Origin of the sequence: Henriciella sp. AS95 (assembly GCF_038900055.1) — a bacterium.
Classification (GTDB): domain Bacteria; phylum Pseudomonadota; class Alphaproteobacteria; order Caulobacterales; family Hyphomonadaceae; genus Henriciella.
The window spans coordinates 907,199-926,717 of record NZ_JBBMQM010000001.1; the positions used below are offsets into that span (position 1 = coordinate 907,199).

General features: G+C 58.5%; 12 protein-coding genes. 9 read left to right on the forward strand and 3 right to left on the reverse strand.

Annotated elements, in window-relative coordinates; all coding sequences use genetic code 11:
* Nucleotides 1–260: 260 nt before the first annotated feature.
* From WNY37_RS04730 to WNY37_RS04770, 9 genes are all read left to right on the forward strand, one after another.
* Nucleotides 261–938: a hypothetical protein gene (locus tag WNY37_RS04730; RefSeq protein ID WP_342972313.1), complete on the forward strand. Its 678-nt coding sequence runs from the start codon at nt 261–263 to the stop codon at nt 936–938.
* A gap of 46 nt (nt 939–984) precedes the next feature.
* The gene (locus WNY37_RS04735; RefSeq protein WP_342972314.1) at nt 985–1,695 is read left to right on the forward strand and encodes an RraA family protein; all 711 of its coding nucleotides are present in this window, start codon (nt 985–987) and stop codon (nt 1,693–1,695) included.
* Nucleotides 1,696–1,731: 36 nt separating this feature from the next.
* A complete protein-coding gene (locus WNY37_RS04740; protein ID WP_342972315.1) occupies nt 1,732–2,814 on the forward strand; it encodes a cyanophycin synthetase in 1,083 nt (360 codons plus the stop codon).
* The gene (locus WNY37_RS04745; protein WP_342972316.1) at nt 2,811–4,040 is read left to right on the forward strand and encodes a hypothetical protein; all 1,230 of its coding nucleotides are present in this window, start codon (nt 2,811–2,813) and stop codon (nt 4,038–4,040) included. The genes WNY37_RS04740 and WNY37_RS04745 overlap by 4 nt, the downstream gene beginning before the upstream one ends.
* The gene (locus tag WNY37_RS04750; RefSeq protein ID WP_342972317.1) at nt 4,021–5,067 is read left to right on the forward strand and encodes an Ldh family oxidoreductase; all 1,047 of its coding nucleotides are present in this window, start codon (nt 4,021–4,023) and stop codon (nt 5,065–5,067) included. The genes WNY37_RS04745 and WNY37_RS04750 overlap by 20 nt, the downstream gene beginning before the upstream one ends.
* A gap of 119 nt (nt 5,068–5,186) precedes the next feature.
* Nucleotides 5,187–6,725: a hypothetical protein gene (locus tag WNY37_RS04755; RefSeq protein ID WP_342972318.1), complete on the forward strand. Its 1,539-nt coding sequence runs from the start codon at nt 5,187–5,189 to the stop codon at nt 6,723–6,725.
* On the forward strand, nt 6,718–8,004 hold the full coding sequence (locus tag WNY37_RS04760) for a glycosyltransferase family 4 protein (RefSeq protein ID WP_342972319.1): 1,287 nt from the start codon (nt 6,718–6,720) through the stop codon (nt 8,002–8,004). Before WNY37_RS04755 ends, WNY37_RS04760 begins: the two co-directional genes overlap by 8 nt.
* Before the next feature lie 327 nt (nt 8,005–8,331).
* A complete protein-coding gene (locus WNY37_RS04765; RefSeq protein ID WP_342972320.1) occupies nt 8,332–11,100 on the forward strand; it encodes a hypothetical protein in 2,769 nt (922 codons plus the stop codon).
* Between the two features lie 103 nt (nt 11,101–11,203).
* The gene (locus tag WNY37_RS04770) at nt 11,204–13,825 is read left to right on the forward strand and encodes a TonB-dependent receptor (RefSeq protein ID WP_342972321.1); all 2,622 of its coding nucleotides are present in this window, start codon (nt 11,204–11,206) and stop codon (nt 13,823–13,825) included.
* A gap of 82 nt (nt 13,826–13,907) precedes the next feature.
* Here WNY37_RS04770 and WNY37_RS04775 read toward each other — a convergent pair whose 3' ends face one another.
* The 3 genes from WNY37_RS04775 to WNY37_RS04785 are packed head-to-tail and all read right to left on the reverse strand — an operon-like array spanning nt 13,908 to nt 19,502.
* Complete coding sequence (locus tag WNY37_RS04775) at nt 13,908–17,165, reverse strand: error-prone DNA polymerase (RefSeq protein WP_342972322.1); 3,258 nt, start codon at nt 17,163–17,165, stop codon at nt 13,908–13,910.
* On the reverse strand, nt 17,162–18,868 hold the full coding sequence (locus WNY37_RS04780; protein ID WP_342972323.1) for a DNA polymerase Y family protein: 1,707 nt from the start codon (nt 18,866–18,868) through the stop codon (nt 17,162–17,164). Before WNY37_RS04780 ends, WNY37_RS04775 begins: the two co-directional genes overlap by 4 nt.
* A complete protein-coding gene (locus tag WNY37_RS04785) occupies nt 18,765–19,502 on the reverse strand; it encodes a hypothetical protein (protein ID WP_342972324.1) in 738 nt (245 codons plus the stop codon). Before WNY37_RS04785 ends, WNY37_RS04780 begins: the two co-directional genes overlap by 104 nt.
* Nucleotides 19,503–19,519 lie beyond the last annotated feature (17 nt).

The window sequence follows — 19,519 nt, forward strand, 5'->3', positions numbered from 1 at the left end:
GGCGGAAGTGTGCAGCAGTGATACGCTTTTCGCACAAATTGAGAGCTCGATGACCCAAAATTCCGGCACCACTTTCCAGCATGGATTTTTTGTAAGGAAAATGAGGCCTGGCTATTGCGCTCATGGTAAACAGCGAGCAGAATATGCTCGACCTTGCCGTGGATCGCAGTCTAGCCGGTTGGGTCATGGGGACAGTCGGCAGCGGCCAAATCCGGTGCCGGTTGAATTGAAAACATATCTAAGCATGGAGAGGGGACACCATGTTGTTCAAGTATGAGCCTGGCTCTGCCCACAAGCAGTTCAATGAACAGGGTTACGTGCATCTGAAGGATGTGCTCGCTGACGATTTCGTCGGTTACATCAAAGCCTTTTATGACGAAACTCAGGAAACCGCTTCAGCCGAAGCGGAGGACTGGCAAGTCTATGGCAAGAAACGCCAATACGTCTTCGAGTTTCCGTCTCAGGAAGCTGCTGAAGAATTTCGCGACGGCCTTGCCGCACTGACCGGCATTGATCGCGATGCCTTCACGATTTCAGAGCGTCACCTGAAAGTTTATGACAAGGCCGCCAATCCGTGGCCGGCACCTCATAAAGACCGGGCCGCCTCGGAAGTGTCTATTGGTCTTCCAGTCCATCTTCCAAAAGGATCGACGGTTTGCGTCTTTCCAGAGCTGCAATTCGGTCCGAACCCGGAAGAAAAAGCCCTCTTCATGACGGACCGTGACCATCCGGACCTGGAGCAGATCTACCAGAAAGAAACCTGCGTCATGCTCAATGAGAGCATCGGTGACCTGGTTGTCTTTCTCGGCTCGTCCATCTTCCACGAACGTGTGAAGGCAGCCGGTGCGGCGATCCTTTACATCAAGGCGAATGGCGACGGCCGTGACCCGCTTGGTGAGAACATTTTTGGACAGAAACCCATGGCAGAAGCGCTTTAAAGCGCTTCTGTTCCGACCATCAGGTACAGCGTAAAGGGGACAACGCATGGCAGAGAAACTCAAATCAGCGGAAATGACTCCCGGACCAGGCTTCATGATCCGGAACAACTTTCCACGCCCTCCAAAAGAGGTCATCGAAGGCTACGCAGAGTTCGAAACGGCAGACGTTTCCGACAGCCTCAACCGGCTCTATGCGATGAATGGAGAGATCCGGAACCTGTCGAATGACAAGGACCTTCTCGGCCCGGCACTGACCGTCAAACTTTACCCTGGCGACAATCTGATGATCCACAAGACGCTGGACATCGCCAAGCCGGGTGACGTTGTTGTTGTCGATTGTAGCGGCGCGATGACGAATGCGGTGTTCGGCGATCTGGTGGCCAATAAGGCAACCTATCGCGGCATTGCAGGCTTCATTATCGACGGTCTGATCCGTGACCTTCCCGGCGTTCAGGAAACCGGAATGCCGGTCTACGCTCGCGGTGTGACACCGTTCGGACCGCTGCATCGCGGCCCGGGCGAAATCAACACGCCGATCAGCTGCGGCGGCGTCGTCGTCCATCCGGGCGATATCATCAAGGCCGACAAGACCGGTATTGCTGTCGTTCCACGTGACTACGGATCCGAGATCCTTGAGCGCCTTCGCGCGAGCAAGGCCCGTCAGGCCGCATATGTCGAGGATGTAAAGCGCGGAATCTTCTCGAACGCATGGGTCGAAGACCAGCTGCGTTCCACTGGATGTGCCTTTAACGACTAACGCCATACATTCGAGCTCGCTTCGAGAGGCTTAGCCATGTCGGTCCAACCTGTAACCCGCGTCTGGCTGCGGAATAAACGCCGCTTGCTCGACGCTCAGGCGGGACTGGCACGGCGGCGTTTTCGCAGAATACGCAACGCATTTTACACCTCGCTCTGGTCAGAAGCGGCCGAGCAGGTTGGCGCGACGCTGTCGCGGTGCCCGAACGGACTGGTCAGGATCAGTCAGGGGCAACGCTCGACTTTCGTTGACCATTCAGACCTCATGCTGGACAGCGCCATCACGCTTCGCCTGATGGCGAACAAGGCCATGACCTTCGATTTGATGTCTGGCACTGACCTGCGAACGCCCGCCTTTGCGAAGTTCACGCTCTCAACGATCGAGAAGGCAGAAGCCTTCCTTGAAAGTCAGGCGGGGCCCGTCGTCGTGGTCAAACCTGCTGACGGCACGGGCGGCGGACGGGGCGTGACGACTGGGATCAATTCGTTGCAGGCACTGCACGCTGCAGCGCGGCATGCGGCAGGGTTCAACCAGGCCCTGATGGTCGAAGAGCAGCTGACCGGCGCGTCATTCCGGCTTCTCTATTTCGATGGTGATTTCATTGATGCGGTCCGGCGCGACTCGCCGGTCGTCGTCGGTGACGGTCATTCGTCGGTTGCGGGGCTGGTCAAAGCCGAAAACGAGCGCCGACTGAACGCCGATCCTATAACCGCGCTCAGCCCGCTCATCCTGGATCAGGAAAGCCGCAATACGCTAGCGGCGGCTGGCCGGAATGCCAGCTATGTACCGGCTAAGGTCGAAAGCGTGCAGGTCAAGCTTGCGGTCAACGAAAACGGGGCCGCGCAGAACCATGTCGTGCGCGATGACGTTCACCCGAGCATCATTGAAGCCGGTGCCAAACTGGTGAAGTCTTTCGGAATAAGATTTGCAGGGCTCGATGTCACAGCAAGCGACATTTCGGCGCCGCTGGAGCAAGGGGATACGATCTTTAACGAGGTCAATGTCAATCCGGGAATCCACCACCATTACCTGGTCTCAGACCGGGACCAACAGGTTGGACTCGCACCGCTCCTTCTGACCCGGATGTTCGAAACCGGAGCCGGAACGATTACGATATGAGCCAGTTTGATTCCAGCACGCCCGTCATCCTTCTGGGGGGACGAGAAAACGCGGTGGCTGTAGCCCGTAATTTCGGTCGCAAAGGTATCCGGATTATCGCAAGCGGCCTTCCTGGCTGCCGCTCGATGAACTCGCGATATACCAAAGAGTCGTACCCCGTGCCCGACGGCATGAGCGCGAGCAGCTATTGGCGGGAGCTGCTGCTCTCCGCCCAGCTCGACCATCTCAAGGGCGCTATCATTTTCCCATTCTGCGATGAGTCGCTGGCCTTCATGGAAACGCACCGGGATTTACTCGCTGAGCACTATCTTGTCGAAGAATTCGTACCCGAATTGCGTCGCATCATGCTCGACAAACAGGCGACCCTCAAACTGGCTCGCGAGGTCGATGTTCCAGCGCCGAGATATTGGGAAATCACGTCAAATCTGGACGTACAGAATATCCGTGAGGAGATCACTTTTCCGGTCATGGTGAAGCCGCTCGACTCCTACGCTTTCAGTCACGAGTTCGGCCGCAAGCTCTTTATCATTCATGACAGCTTCGACGAGGTTGTCGAGAAAGTTGCGCTGGCTCGTTCCAAGGGGCACGAGGTGATGGTGGTCGAGATGATCCCGGGCCCGGACGATCTGTTGTCTTCCTATTACACCTACCGCACTGCCGAGGGTGTGCGCCTGTTCGACTATACAAAGAGCGTTATTCGCCGTTGGCCACTCAATCGCGGCGGCACCTGTTTCCATCAGTCTGAATGGCTGCCTGAAACGGCCGACATTGGTAAGAAGCTTTTTGACCGGATTGGTTGGCAGGGCTTTGGCAATGTCGAGTTCAAGCGCGACACGCGTGACGGCAAATTGAAAATCATTGAGGTCAATGCGCGCTTCACTGCAGCGCACCGTCTCGTCACCGCTTCGGGGGCGCCGGTCGACGAGATGATCTACTGCCATATGACCGGTCAGCCGGTCCCGACGTTCACGACCTACAATAACAGGCTGCGGATGTGGTATCCTATTCGTGACTTCATGGCGTTGCGGGAGTTGAGTGGTCTTGGGCGCCTAGGCTTTACGGCGTGGCTAAAATCCGTCTTCGCGCAGAAATTTGTGCTGCCCTATTTCAGCTTTACCGATCCGATGCCAAGCTTGGCCGAAACCGGAGCAAATATTTCTCGCCTGTTCGGGAAAATTGCCGGTGTGTTCAAGAGAGCGGAGCGCCATGCGGATTCAAAGCGATGATCTTGCGGACGTTACCCGCCGCATTCTGACGTCAGCAGGTGTTGATGAGGCGCAAGCTGAGGCTGTCACGGACAATCTTGTCTGGTGCGACCTGGTTGGCAGGCGAAATCACGGGGTCGAGAGGCTTCCCGTCTTGCTGAAAAGAGTGGCGGCGGGCGGCATCAAGTGCCCGGCATCACCCAAATTCAATTCGCTATCGCCATCGGTTGAGCGCCTCGCGGGCGACAATGCTTTTGGTCATTATGCCGGCAAACTCGCGATCGACCGCGCCTGTCGGCTCGCCAAGGAGCAGGGCGTCGGCGTTGTCGGCGTGAGCGGCAGCAATTTTTACGGCGCTGGCGCTTACTATTCTGAGCTTGCCGCACGTCAGGGCATGATCAGCCTGGTGCTTAGCAATTCGTTTCCGAAGGTTGCCGCGCCCGGCGGTCTGAAGGCGGTCCTTGGCACCAATCCGTTTACGTTCGGGGCGCCGCGGACCAATGGGCGGTCCGTCCTCGTTGATATGTCGACGGCCGCAGTTGCCGGGTCGACGGTTCGCGAGAAGGCGGCGAAAGGCGAAATGTTTGAACCGGGCATTGCAATAGACGCTGCAGGCGAACCCATCGTCGACCCGAACAAGGTGATGTCAGGAACGTTGCTGCCGGCGTCTGGTGGAAAGGGCTTCGGTCTGGCTCTGATGGTCGAGATTCTGGGGGCTGTGCTGACGGGGGCCGGCATCTCGAAGCAGGTCGGCTCGATGTACAAGAATGTCGATGCGGGCGGTGATAACGGACAGTTTTTCATCGTGCTCGACGTCTCATTCTGGATGTCCCCAGAAGCGTTTGGTGAGCGCATGGAATTTCTCGCCGACGCGGTGGCTGGCGGCGATGAAGGTGGCCAAGCGAGACTGCCGGGTGAGGCGCGCTGGCAGTATTATGATGACAGTGTCGCAAACGGGATCCGACTTGAACCGGACACGCTGAAAGCGCTTGAAGCGATCGCGCAAGAACAGGGCGTTTCGCTGCCGTGGGCGCGCTGTGGGGGCTGAATGAAACGGACTTGCGCAATTGACTGCTTGTGCCGCCGTGACGTCCGGTGGCTCACATGCCGTTGAAAATTGCTCTTCTATGCAATGGCTCAGAAACGCTTGAGCCCTGGATGCGTCGATTGGCTGAAGGCATCTGCAGGGATCCAGGTCTTGAACTGTGTGGGCTGATTGTCTCCTCCTCGGACGCTTCAGAACCCGTTCCTGAAAATGCAATTTTCCGGCTCTGGTGGAAATTAGAGCGCCGGTTTGCCGCAAAGCCGATGGCGGCAGAATGCGGCCTGTTCGAGACGTACCTGGAGAGCGTCACCAAGACCGACGTTTCGGATAAGGCGAGTGTCCTTGGCCTAGGGGCGGATGTCGTCATTGATTTGAGCGTCGACAAACGTCTCGATCATCTGGCCGGCGAGTTCCGGTATGGAATCTGGGCACCGAGTGTCATCAGGGACGGCGTTGGTAATTCGGCGATGCACGCCATCGTGAAAGCCTCGCCTGTCACTGACATCCATCTTGTTCATGTCTCCGGTACGAACCAGCCACGTTCTGTCATCGCGTCGGCCGCGCTGAACACGAAGTTCGTCGTTTCCCGCAACCATCTTTTCATGTGCGAGAAAACGGTGACGCTTATCTTGCGCGAACTGAAACGTGCATCGCTCAATGCGCTCGATATGGAAACGCTGAAGCCCGCGCCGGATGCGGTCAAATCCACGGGTATCGCCGACCTGGCGCTTTATTCGGTGAAGCTCATCGCTGGCCTGGCCGCCCGCGTCATTGAGAAGATAGCCACAAAGGCAGGGCTCCGTCCGGGCATGTTCTTTTTGAAGACGATGGACAGCGACATATCAGGGGCCGATCCCTCGATCATGCAGCCGCACACCGCGCCATCAAATGAATATTATGCCGACCCGTTTCTCTGGGAAAAGGATGGGGAGACCTTCTGCTTCTTTGAGGTGTTCGACTACGCGACCCAGAAGGGGCATATCAGCGCCGGCCGGTTGGGTGACAATGGTCTGGAGGATGTCGCTCCTGTTCTGAAAACAGACTATCACCTCTCATTCCCGTTCCTTTTTGAATATCAAGACGAGCTCTTCATGATGCCGGAGACGTGCGGGGCCAAAAGGATCGAAACCTGGCGCTGTGTGGAGTTTCCGCACAAATGGGTTCGCGAAGCGACCATCCTTGACGATGTCATCGCCGCTGACTCGAGCCTGGTGCAGATCGGGGAGGACTGGTGGCTCTTCACCAATATCTCAACTGACCCGTTCGGTGAGATGAATTCGGAACTCCACCTGTACAAGGCCGACAGTCCAGCCATGACGAAGCTGACGCCTCATGCGCTCAATCCCGTCGTGTTCGACACGCGCACAGCCCGAAATGGTGGGCGCATCCTGGAGCAGGATGGTGCCTATTTTCGTATGTCGCAGGATAACTCTCACGGCCGATATGGTTATGGTCTGAACGTGATGAAGATCGACCATATTTCCCTGAACGACTATCGCGAGACAATGGTTCGCAAGATAGAACCTGACTTTGAACCGGGCGTTATCGGGTGCCACCATATGGACGCGCGGGGGGACAAGGTGGTAATTGACGTTAGGCGCAGGGTAGGTGGTTACGGCGCGCGTTCGCGCGCTGAGCGCTCCGGGGGAGTTGGTGGTTAATATCGATCGCATCGTCGTCATTCATGACTACAGCGAGGCCGAAGGCGGCGCTGGGACGCTTGCTATGGAGGCGATACGACAATACCGGAGCCGTGGTTATCCGGTGACGCTCATAACCGGCGAATTGTCCAATGCTCCGCTCGACGCGCTTGGTGTGTCCGTCGTTGGTCTGGGATCGAAGAGCCTTCTTGCGCGATCAAAGCTTGAAGCGCTGAGGAACGGGATACACAATTCCGCAACGATACGGCGCGTGCGGGCCTGGATCGATGAGAACGATACGCCGGGCACGGTCTATCACCTGAATAATTGGGCGCAGATCCTGTCCCCGACGATCTACAAGGCGCTTCGTCCCGTCGCGGACCGGACGCTGGTGACGTGTCACGACTTCTTCAATGTGTGCCCGAACGGGTCTTTCCTGCATTTTGATACGTCGACGACGTGCCATTTAAAACCACTCTCGGCCAAATGCTTCTTCTCACAATGTGACCGTCGGAGCGCTCTGCACAAATACTGGCGCTTTGCCCGGCATGTTCACCTGAACCAACTCGCTGATTTCGATAATAATCCGAGCACATTTGCGTTCATTCACAAGCAGATGCGCGACAAGTTTGTGAGATCGGGCTTCGAAGCACCCAACACGGCCATCATTCCAAACCCGGTCAGTGCCTGGACCAGTGATCGCATTCGCGCTGAGGAGAATTCCGGTTTTCTGTTCGTCGGCCGCGTCGGACGAGACAAGGGGGCGGACATCGCGCTGAGAGCGGCCCGGGACGCGGGGGAGAAAATTACAATCATTGGCGCGGGCGAGCTTACGAAAGACGCAGCGGCGTTTCCGAACGCGACGTTCACGGGCTGGCTCGGGCCAGAAGAAATAGCGGACCATGCGCGCAAGGCGCGTGCGCTCATCGTGCCGAGCCGAGTAACCGAGCCATTCGGGCTCGTTATTCTGGAGGCGGCCGTGAGCGGTCTGCCGGTCATTGTCTCTGACTCGGCATACCTTTCGCGAGACGTCGATGAATTGGGTTTTGGCAAACGCGTCAGTGTTTTGGATGAAGCTGCTCTCGTTGACGTGCTAAAGACGTTTGCGCGCGAAGATGATGTCATCCGTGCAATGAGCAAGCGCGCCACTGAGGTTGCTCGCTCGCTTTGCCACACGCCCGAGAGCTGGGCCGACGCTCATATTTCTGTTTTCTCGGGGAAGCTTGCAGCCGCGTCTGCAAGGCAAGAGGCAATCGCCTCCAAGATCGGGCAGGTGGCAACGGCTGATCCTTGCTCGTAATCCGCCCCGCACCAAGGATTTCAGCGACTGAATTGCCGTCGCGAAACCGCTGAGGCGTTCCCTCCGCATTCGAAATCGAGCCGCAGCAGCAAATTTGCAACATCTGCCCAATGCCGGGAAAACCAAGTTGAATCAGGACGAATTGTGTTTCGACCGTTCGGATTTCTCCAATTCCTGAGGTGTCGGAAATCCAGAGCACGCCTCGGTCACAAAACCATGAAGTTTCTGTAGTCAAACTGTCACTCGTTAAGGATACCGGTCCGCTCCGAGCAAGGTGCTGAATTTGTCTTGCGCAACTTTGAAGCTCGGAAACTGATGGGGTTCCTCATGAAATTGAAAACTGCTGGAAGCGCTTTTGCGCTACTGCTCGCTGCGGCTGCCTGTACGCAAGGTTCTGATATTTCGTCGCCGGGCGCGAGCAATCCGGGGACGGGATCCGGTGGCGGCGACAACGGCGGAAACGGCGGTGACGGCGGCACGGCGTCATGTCCAAGCGGCTTCACTGAAGGATCCGGCGTAGGCGGCCTCACCACTTGCGACATTTCCGGAACTGTCCTCGCTGATTTGACCGTGCCGAATGTTGATGGCGTTGCCTATCGGCTGAGCGGCCGCGTCGACATTGGTGACGATGTTGGCGCCGACGGCAGCGCTGGTGGAACGGCAGCAACCCTGAGAATTGAACCGGGCGTCACTCTTTTTGGTGAATCTGGCGATGACTACCTCGTCGTGAATCGCGGGTCCTCAATCGACGCGGCTGGCAGTGCATCCGCTCCGATTATCTTTACGTCAGCGGCTGATCTTGAGCGTCAGGCCGATAGCAACCCAGCGAACGACGATGGCGGTGATAATATTGGTGAGTGGGGCGGTCTGGTCCTGCTCGGCCAGGCGCCGATCAATAACTGCTTCACGCCCGGGTCGACGCCGGGCACCGCTGACTGCGACAATGTCATCGAAGGCGTTGAGCCAGCAGCCTTTTACGGCGGCGCAGACGGCAATGACAGCTCGGGTACACTCAACTTCGTGCAGGTCCGCTTCGCAGGTAACGAGCTTTCGACCGGTAACGAGCTGAACGGTATTACTTTCGGCGGTATCGGCGCGGGCACCACGGTTGAGAACATCCAGGTTCACAACAATGCCGATGACGGCGTCGAATTCTTCGGCGGCACAGTCAACATTCGTTATCTGGTCCTGACCGGGAATGATGACGACTCCATCGACACCGATAACGGCTTCCAGGGCAACATTCAGTACGCGGTTGTTGTTCAACGGGCCGATGGCGGCGACAACATTGTCGAGGCGTCTTCGGCAGGCGGCGACGTTGATCCAAAATCGAACGCAACGCTGTCGAACTTCACCTTCGTCGGTAATCGCTCGAATGCCTTCCGGCTGAATACGAACACGATCGGCCGTTATGTGAACGGCGTGGTCGATTACGGCCAGGAATGTTTCCGCTGGCAGTCTTCAGCCGGTAACGGCGTGGTTGGGTATGACGGTGTCGCCCTCGATCCGAGCTTCGACTCTGTCCTGTTCGATTGTAATGGTGGCCTCGCCCTGGCCAGCGACGATACCACCTCCCCGGCGGAAGCGGTCGCTGCTGGGTCGAACAATGTGAACGGCCCAAGCTCCCTCTCGTCCGGCTTCTTCCCGGGGCCTGAAGAAGGTGACATTACGCCATTCGACGCCTCGACGCTCGACACATTCTTTGAGCCGACCTCCTATGTTGGTGCGTTCAGCCCGACTGAAAGCGAAGATCAAAACTGGGCGACCGGCTGGACGTTCGCACTTTTCGCCGACCCGGAATGCCCGGTTGGTACCACCGACTCCGGCGTTGATCTCAACAGTTCGAATGTTTGCCAGCTGACCGGTACGATCACGGACGACCTGCGTCTGACACGGGGCAATGTTTACGAGCTGGTTGGCCGCGTTGACGTTGGTGTGGATACCGGCGCTGACGGTAGCGATGCTGCCGGTGACGCTGCGACGCTGACGATTGAAGCCGGCGTGACTGTCTTCGGCGACGAAGGTGACGACTACCTCGTTGTGAACCGTGGCTCGCAGATCTTCTCGAACGGGACGTCAGCCGACCCGGTCGTGTTCACCTCCGAAGACGATCTCACCAATTCGCAGGTCGACGCGACCAATTCGATCGGTGAGTGGGGCGGGCTCGTCATTCTTGGCCAGGCCCCGGTCAATAATTGCTTCACACCAGGGTCGACCCCAGGCACGGCCGACTGTGACAATGTCATCGAAGGCGTTGAGCCAGCCGCATTCTATGGCGGTGCTGATGCGACCGACAATTCCGGTTCCCTTTCCTACACGCTGGTGAAATTTGCGGGTAATGAATTGTCGACCGGCAATGAACTGAATGGCATCACCTTCGGCGGGGTCGGCAATGGAACGTCCGTCGAGAACATTCAGGTTCACAACAATGCCGATGACGGCGTCGAATTCTTCGGCGGCACAGTCAACATCCGGTATCTGGTCCTGACCGGGAATGATGACGACTCCATCGACACCGATAACGGCTTCCAGGGCAACATTCAGTATGCCATCGTCGTTCAGCGGACCGACGGCGGCGACAACATCGTTGAGGCATCTTCGGCAGGCGGCGACGTCGATCCAAAGTCGAACGCAACCCTGTCGAACTTCACCTTCGTGGGTAACCGTTCGAATGCCTTCCGGCTGAACACGAACACGATCGGCCGTTATGTGAACGGTGTGGTCGATTACGGCCAGGAATGCTTCCGCTGGCAGTCTTCAGCCGGTAACGGCGTGGTCGGTTATGACGGTGTCGCCCTCGATCCGAGTTTCGACTCTGTCCTGTTCGATTGTGATGGCGGATTGGCCCTGGCCAGCGACGATGCCACCTCGCCGAGCGAAGCGGTCGCGGCTGGTTCGAACAACACGACAGCAGTGGGCAGCACATTGACCTCGACGTTCGTGAACGGAACGGCAGAAGCCGACGTCACGCCGTTTGATGCATCGACCCTGGACAGCTTCTTCGAAGCGACGAGCTATATCGGCGCCGTCGAGAATGCCCAGGACACATGGTGGCAGGGCTGGAGCTGCGGTCTCGAAACCTCTGATCCTTGCTGAAGAAACGGCGCCAGACCGGCCAATTCCCGGTCTGGCGCCATTCATCTGATCCCAACAGCAACATCCAAGAAAACTCATGTCCTACCGGAAAGGACACATCGAAATGACTGATCGATCTCTTTACGTCTATCTCATGCTCTCTACGGCGCTGTGCGCATTTCCTGCGCAGAAGGCTATCGCTCAGGAAACGGAGACTGATGCACCTGTTGAAGTCGCAGACGAGCAGGAAGCTGACCGTAACCTCGACACCGTCGTGGTTCGCGGTGAATTCATTCCAGCGCCGCAACGCGAAACGTCTCAGGTCGCTTCTTTCCTGAGCGCGCAGGACCTGCAGCGCCAGGGCGACTCCAACGCCGCTCTCGCGCTGACCCGCCTGAGCGGCCTGTCGATTGTGGGCGAGCGCTTCGCCTATGTGCGGGGGCTGGGCGACCGCTATTCGTCCGCCCTTCTGAACGGTTCGCCGCTGCCGAGCCCAGAGCCGCTGCGCCGGACGGTTCCACTCGACCTGTTCCCATCGGATGTGCTTGAAGGCGCCGCCGTCCAGAAGACCTATTCGGTGGCCTATCCCGGTGAGTTTGGCGGCGGTGTGATCGATCTGAAAACGCTGCGTACCCCGCGCGAAAACTATGCGAACGTCAAAGTCGGTATCGGAATCAATCCGGAATCGAACTTTTACGATGGTCTTTATTATCGTGGGTCTGACACTGACTGGTCGGGCTATGATGACGGTCTTCGAGACCTTCCCGGCCCGCTTTCCAGCGTCATTTCCAGCGGCACCCGTCTTAGCGCCCTGAGCCCGACCGAAATTGAGGCGGTGGGTGAAAGCCTGGTGAACTCGCCGCTGACAGTGATCCAGAAGGGTGAAGTTGGCCCGGACTTCAACGCGTCAATCGATGGCGGCTGGAGCGGCGACTTCGGTAATTTCGATCTCGGACTGGTCGGCGTCGTTGGCTATGATAGCAGCTGGTCGATCCAGGAAGCCAAGCGCCAGATTGCATCAAACGACACCGTCGGCATTGATATCGACTCGGTGGAAACGACCTTCGACGCGACCGTCAACGCGCTCGGCTCCGCAACGCTGGGCTGGGACCTCAATGAGGTCCAGGCGACGCTGTTCTACGTCCACACGACCTCGAAAGAGGCGCAGGTCGACCAAGGCAGTGATTTTAACGCACCGGGCGCGACGGGACTCGTATATGACGAGTCGACGGGTTGGTTCGAGCGTGATCTCACTTTCTTCCAGCTGCGCGGCCTGCATGAATTTGGTGATTTTGATTTCAACTGGCGTGGGTCGATTTCGCGGTCCAACCGTGACGCGCCGTATGAGCGCTCTCTCCGCCGCCTGATCGATGATCAGGGCCGGGTGCGCTATGCTGAAGCGAATAACTACAATATTCGCTTTTCCGAGCTGACGGACGACAATCAGAGCATCGGTGCAGACCTGTCTTACACTATGCCGCTGGGCGATTATCGTGAGGCGGTTTTCAAGGCCGGTTACGACTACTCAACGACTGAGCGCGACTACAATTTCGTGTCCTTCCGGTTCGCGGGTGGCAACGCGCTCCCGCTTGATGTTCAGCTTGCACGGCCAGACTTCCTGTTCTCGCCGGACAATATTGAGCCAGGACGTTTTGTGCTGGTGGAAAGCACCTCCATCAACGACTCCTACCGCGCCGATCTGGATGTTGCGGCGGCTTTCTTTGAAGCTGACATGGAGATCCTGCCCTACATTCAGACGACGCTCGGTGTGCGTTATGAAGAGGGCGATGAGACTGTCGAGACCTTTGACCGGTTCGGAAATGTCGGAACTGGCGGTGCCATTTCCAACGAGTACTGGCTGCCATCGGCGACCTTCACCTGGAACTTCGCAGACGACCTTCAGCTTCGCCTCGGTTATTCGGAAACGATTGCCCGCCCGCAATTCCGGGAGCTGGCACCGTCTCTCTACTTTGATCCGGTTGGCGACCGCAATTATCGCGGTAACCGCTTCCTGCTCGACAGTGAGCTGACGAACTACGATGCGCGTCTCGAATACTATCTCGGTCGCAATGAGTTTGTGACCCTTGCTGGCTTCTTCAAGGAACTGGAGAACCCGATTGAGGAAGTCCAGTTCGCGAACGCCACCTTCGTTTACGAGACGACGTTCATCAACTCGCCGAAAGCTGAGTTGTACGGCATTGAGGCTGAGTATCGCACCACCTTCGATATGCCGGTCTTCTCGCAGTATTCGTGGGTCAATGATCGCGACTGGCTGTTTGCGGTCAACTACACCTACACTGAGTCTGAAGTGCAGACGCCTGGTGGGTCGACCATTCTGGATCCATTCACCGGCCGTGCTCTTGATGCGACGCAGTTCAATATCGACGGTACCAAGCTTCAGGGCACGCCAGAGAATATCCTGAATATGCAGTTTGGCTGGCAGAATAATTCAGAGCAGTTCACGCTTCTGCTGAACTGGGTTGATGAGCGCATCCTGCAGCGCGGCATCGACTCGCAGAGTGTCAGCCTGCCCGACATTATCGAGGATCCGGGCGTCACACTTGACGCGGTTTATAACCGGGATTTGATGATTGCTGGTCAGGATCTGAAACTCGGTCTTAGCCTGCGCAACATTCTTGATGAGCAGCACCAGGAGTTTCAGCAAAGCGACGGCCTGGGTCGGACCGAGTACAACACCTACGACCGGGGACGCAGCTTCTCTGCCAGCCTGACCATGCGGTTCTAGAGCTTAGTGCAGTTTGTTGAGTTTCACCGGCGGGTGGCAACGGTCTCAGAGCCGAGCCTCCCGCCGGTGTTCTTGTTTCTGCTTAGTGAAAGTCGCGGCTCGCGGGTATGATGCGAACATCGCGCGGATGACGCCCCGCGCTTCGCGCTGGTGGGCCCTTTCGCTCCGGTATAGGCCGCTGGACTTCATCAGCCCGTGCCAGGGCGCCCTTCAGCGGGTCGAACTGCGCTTCCTCTGACAGGAGGTGCAGGTCGCTGGTGAGATCAATCAGCTGGTTCGCCACGATATGCGTGACGTTGTCGGCTGTCTGGACGCGGCCGTTTACAAGCATGATACGCGCGCCCATCAGCGTGGGGCGATACACCTCTCCGACGCGTGGCCAGATGACGAGATTGGCAATGCCGGTCTCATCTTCAAGCGTTACGAAATAGACCCCGCTTGCGGAGCCTGGTCTCTGGCGGACCAGAACAACACCGGCCGTGCGCACACGCGCGCCATTGTGAAGTAAATTGGCTTCAGCGGTCGTCTTGAGGCCGAAGCTGTCATAGCGCTGACGCAGGAAGCTCATCGGATGCTCCTTTAGGGACAGACGGGTCATCTGATAGTCCTGCAGGACATGTTCGGATGTCGGCATCTGAGGCAGGTCGACCGGAAGTTCGGCTTGCTGCTCTGGGGCATCAGTGGCCGCAAAGAGCGGCAGGGGTTTGCCCTGTGTCTCTCCGCGGACAGCCCAAAGCGCGGCGCGCCGGTCCATGCCGATAGAGCCGAAAGCATCGGCGGCGGCGAGCTGTTCCAGCGCCCGCCGGCCAATCCCGGTTCGCCGGCGAATGTCTTCAGGATGTTCATAGCCTGAGCGGCGCGCTTCCATCAGTGCTTCCATCTCATCCTCGCGCACGCCCTCAACCTGGCGAAAGCCAAGCCGGACCGCGCAGAACCCGTTCTGCCCGTCTGGCTCTAATGTGTTGTCCCAGTCTGACAGGTTCACATCAATCGGCCGGATTTCGACGCCATGCTCCTGCGCATCGCGAACAATCTGCGCCGGGGCGTAAAATCCCATGGGCTGGCTGTTGAGCAGGGCGGCACAGAAAACATCCGGGTGATGTTTCTTCAGCCAGGAAGAGACGTAGACGAGCAAGGCAAAAGAGGCGGCATGGCTTTCCGGAAAGCCATATTCGCCAAAGCCTTTTACCTGGTCGAAACAACGATGAGCAAAGGCCGGGTCATACCCCCGCGCAATCATGCGGGAAACCATCAATTCCTCATAGTTCTGGATCGTCCCGACTTTTCGGAAGGTTGCCATGGCGCGGCGAAGGCCATTGGCTTCGTCGGCGGTGAAACAGGCCGCATCAATGGAGATCTGCATGGCCTGTTCCTGGAACAGCGGAACGCCAAGCGTTCGCTTCAGGATCTTTTCAAGCTCGTCGGGTGGCCCGAATTCTGGCGCAGGGCTTGGATAGGAAACGCTTTCAAGGCCCTTGCGGCGGCGAAGATAGGGATGGACCATGTCGCCCTGGATCGGCCCGGGGCGGACGATGGCGACTTCGATGACAAGGTCATAGAAAGTCCTCGGCCGAAGGCGCGGCAGCATATTCATCTGCGCCCGGCTCTCGACCTGGAAGACGCCAAGACTGTCACCCTCGCAGAGCATGTCATAGGTTGCTGGATCGCCTTGCGGGATCGAAGCCAGATCATGCTCGATCCCTTTGTGAAGCTTCAGGAAGTCAAAGGCCTTTCGGATGCAGGTCAGCATGCCGAGCGCGAGCACGTCGACCTTCATGATGTTGAGCGCGGAAATATCGTCCTTGTCCCATTCGATGAAAGTGCGCTCATCCATGGCGGCATTGCCGATGGGGACGGTTTCTGTGAGCAGGCCCTGCGTCAGGACAAAACCGCCGACATGCTGGGAGAGGTGGCGCGGAAAGCCAATGAGCTGACGTGTCAGGATGATCGCGCGGCGGATCATCGGGTTGTTCGGGTCGAGGCCGGCCTCGCAGATCTGCTTTGTGTTGATCTCAGAGCCCCAGGCGCCCCACACCGTCCCTGCAAGTGCCGAGGAAATATCCTCTGAAAGACCGAGTGCCTTACAGACCTCGCGCACGGCCGAGCGCGGGCGGTAGCAGATGACGGTCGCTGTCAGCGCAGCACGGTGACGGCCATATCGACGGTAAACATACTGAATGACTTCTTCGCGCCGCTCATGCTCGAAGTCGACATCGATATCCGGCGGCTCCTTGCGCTCCTTGGAAAGGAAGCGCTCGAAGAGCAGGCTGGTCACGCTCGGGTCGACGCTTGTGATGCCGATACAGTAACAGACAGCGGAATTGGCGGCAGATCCGCGCCCCTGACAAAGAATGCCTTCGCCGCGCGCCCAGGCGACAATGTCGTGGACGGTCAGGAAATAGGGCGCATAGTCGAGGCCCGCGATCAGGTTGAGCTCTTTCTCGAGGGCTTTTCGTACGGTCTCAGGGACGCCGCCTGGATAGCGCCAGTCCGCTCCGGCCCAGGTCAGGTCTTCAAGGTGCTGCTGGGGTGTCTTGCCGGGCGGGACCGGTTCGTCGGGATAGTGGTAGGAGAGCTCGTCGAGGCTAAACTTGCAACGCTCAAGGATTTCCGCCGTACGGGCGATGGCCGGCTCAAACCCCTTGAACAGCCGAGCCATTTCAGCGGCTGGCTTGAGGTGGCGCTCGCCATTGGCTTCGAGGCGGTAACCGGCCTGCTCAATGCTGCAATGCTCGCGAATACAGGTCACGATATCCTGAAGCGGGCGGCGTTCAGGATGGTGGTAGAGAACGTCGTTGATGGCAACGATCGGCACACCGACGCGGGCGGCCTGATCGGCGAGCCGGGCAATTCGCTCGCGGTCTCGTCCGCGGAACCGGAAACTGACCCCTAAATAGACTGTATGTGGCCGGTTTTCGGCCCACCGTTCGAGCAGGTCAAAGAAGTCTTCGCCCGGTTTTTCAGGCGGCAGAAAAATGAAAATCTGCCCTTCTGAAGCGTGAACAATATCCTCGACATGGATAAGGCACTCACCCTTCTCGGCGCGCAATTTTCCTTCGCTGAGCAGCTTTGAAAGTCGCCCATAGGCGGCCTTGTCCGTCGGGTAACAGAGCATTTCCGGTCCATCCGCCGGGATGAGGCGCACGCCAATAGCGAGACGAAGCCCATGCTCCTTGGCCGCGAGGTGGGCCCGTACAACACCGGCGAGTGTGTTGCGGTCAGCGATGCCGATGCCTTCAAGACCAAGGCTGACAGCCTGTAGCACCAGCTCCTCGGCATGGCTCGCCCCGTGCAGAAATGAGAAATTGGTTGTCACGGCGAGTTCGGCATAGCGGGTCATGCAAAAAGCCCCTGCACAAACCAGTCGGGTGGCCCGCCCCGTCCATCCTCATAAAGCCCGTCGCGATAAAGCCAGTAACGTCGCCCCGCTTCATCCTCGACGCGGTAATAGTCGCGTGCGCGGGGCAGGTGAGTGACGGGAGCGCTTTCTTCGCTGGCTTCGAGGCTGCGGCGAAACTCGGCAATGAGATCGAAGTCAGCCCGCTTGTCGAGCTTGGGCGAGAGCCATTTTCGCGATACGCCTTTCGGGCTGTGGCCCTGCGGCGGAGCGGTATGCGTCCACCATTCGGGATTGATGCGTTCTGGCCCGTCTGCGCGCACGACACTTCGGGCGACGCGCCGCCAGATAAAGCGAAGTGGCGGGCCGTCCGGCACTTCGGCCATGACAGTGACGCGCTCAGGACGCGCAAGCAGACGAAGCGGGCGGGGGCCAGCCTTCTGGTTTGGTTGTGGGGCCTCTGCCAAGGCCCCATCAAAAGCTTCGCGCCGTTCGGATTGCTCAGGGATATGGCTTTCGGCAGGCTGATGAATGCTGACCGTGCCGGCCCCGAGCTTGGCGTTAATCCGGTCGGCCAGCGCCGAAAGCGCGACCTCATCGGTATCACTGGCCGCAAGATCTCCAGAGAGGGCTGCCGCGCTTACCTGCATCGATCCCGTACGGTGTGCATCCAGCAAAAGCAGGTCTATGCCAAAGCCGGGGTCGATCCGGTCAATCTTCTCATGGAAGAGCCGCAGGATGTGCTTTGGTGTGCGGACGGGTTGGGCTGTCGTAACGTCGATGGCGGTGTTCGTGCCGTCCGCGCGGAAGGCCGTGAGAACGAAGTGTCGCGCGCCCTGTCCGAAAGCTGTGAGATCAGCGCAGAGCTCACCCGTCAGCTGCTCCAGTGCGATCTCTATCGCCTCGCGTGTCGCGATCGGTTCCGGGCAGGGCAGGCGGGCCGATTTTGCCGGGACAGGGCGGAGCGGATCAAGCGGTTCATGGCGAAGTCCAAGTGCCTGGTCCAGCCTGTGAAGCACCTTGTCGGCAGCGCTTTTCGATTGAAAACGGCGGGCAAGCGCCTTGCGGTCAATTCCGTACAGTTGGCCAATTCGTGTCAGTCCGAACCGGCGAAGAAGAAGCGTCGCCTCGCCCGAAAGCCGCAACGCCGAGACGGGAAGATCCGCGAGGCCGTCAGCCTCCTGGCCATCAGGCAGAATTGTGCCCGGGGCTGCGCGCGAGAGCACGGTTGCTGCCCCCGGCGTGCTGGCCAGTCCAGACTGGCAAGGAATTCCGTTTGCGCCGAGCAAAGCCGCAATGGCTTTGACCATCTTTTCTTCCCCGCCATGAAGATGGTCGCAGCCGGTTGTTTCCAGCATCACTGCGTCTGAACCATCGATTGCGACCAGCGGCGTAAAGCGGATCATCCAGTGGGCGAGCCTGTCCAGCGCGCGGGCATCAGCGGCGCGGTCGATATCCTCACTGGTAAGGTTCGGTATGCGGGCCTTGGCATCGGTGAAGGCGAGGCCGGCGGTTACGCCCGCTTTTTCGGCAAGGCTGTTTGCCGCAGCGATGCGCAGGCCTGAAGGGCCGGTTTCTGTCAGGACAAAGGGGCGGCGTGGTTTAGCCGGTGCGCCGGAGGGGGAGGATGTCTGCCGGGACAGTCTCTCCCGGCGAAGGCGTGTCAGCGGCCAGTCCGGAAACCACAGTGAGAGATAACGTTTCATCGTCGAATTCCACATCGAATGAGTGGCCGGCCATATGCGGGGCCTGTCTTGAGCGTTCGAGATTGGCCTGCCAGCGTGGATTGCCGGGGGCCTTGCGGTCATAGCGATTGGGGGCGGATGGGCGGGGCATGACCCGCCATCGGGCAATGGAGGCTGTTGCCCCTTCGCGCGTATAAGGCATCAGCAGGACAACCGGGATACCATGCCGGCTGGAGGCAAGGGCGAGGCGGCGGCTGGCCGTAAAGTCCATGTCGGAAAGCTCACCAATAACAAGGCCTGCAGCTGAAGAGCGGATGGCTTCTTCAATTGCCCAGAGCGTATCTGGAAGCTTGCGCGCGTGAACATGAAGCAGGTCCGCCCGCTCGCGCCGCAAGCCGCGAAGGCCGGTTTCGAGCAGGTTGCCATGATTGGTGAGCAAGCCCGACTGGCTGACCCATATAATCGCGCCTCTTCTGGCGGGCGCGGCACTCAGCGCAAACCCTGTCAGGGCTGGCATATCTCCAAAGCTGGTCTCGCAGATTTCATGCACCCCGCAGGTCCCCAGTCCAAGCGGAAACTGGGCTGGTTCACGCGGTGCGGCAGCCTGCCCAAGGCGGAATATGCCGGGCGTCTGGAGGTCAAGTGTCGATGCCATTTGTTCATTATTTGTTC

Bases quoted from the DNA above. Each gene is read 5' to 3' on its own strand.
- WNY37_RS04770 (WP_342972321.1), top strand. From the start codon at position 11,204: ATGACTGATCGATCTCTTTACGTCTATCTCATGCTCTCTACGGCGCTG.
- WNY37_RS04730 (WP_342972313.1), top strand. From the start codon at position 261: ATGTTGTTCAAGTATGAGCCTGGCTCTGCCCACAAGCAGTTCAATGAA.
- WNY37_RS04740 (WP_342972315.1), top strand. From the start codon at position 1,732: ATGTCGGTCCAACCTGTAACCCGCGTCTGGCTGCGGAATAAACGCCGC.
- WNY37_RS04785 (WP_342972324.1), bottom strand. From the start codon at position 19,502: ATGGCATCGACACTTGACCTCCAGACGCCCGGCATATTCCGCCTTGGG.
- WNY37_RS04775 (WP_342972322.1), bottom strand. From the start codon at position 17,165: ATGACCCGCTATGCCGAACTCGCCGTGACAACCAATTTCTCATTTCTG.
- WNY37_RS04750 (WP_342972317.1), top strand. From the start codon at position 4,021: ATGCGGATTCAAAGCGATGATCTTGCGGACGTTACCCGCCGCATTCTG.
- WNY37_RS04735 (WP_342972314.1), top strand. From the start codon at position 985: ATGGCAGAGAAACTCAAATCAGCGGAAATGACTCCCGGACCAGGCTTC.
- WNY37_RS04765 (WP_342972320.1), top strand. From the start codon at position 8,332: ATGAAATTGAAAACTGCTGGAAGCGCTTTTGCGCTACTGCTCGCTGCG.
- WNY37_RS04745 (WP_342972316.1), top strand. From the start codon at position 2,811: ATGAGCCAGTTTGATTCCAGCACGCCCGTCATCCTTCTGGGGGGACGA.
- WNY37_RS04780 (WP_342972323.1), bottom strand. From the start codon at position 18,868: ATGAAACGTTATCTCTCACTGTGGTTTCCGGACTGGCCGCTGACACGC.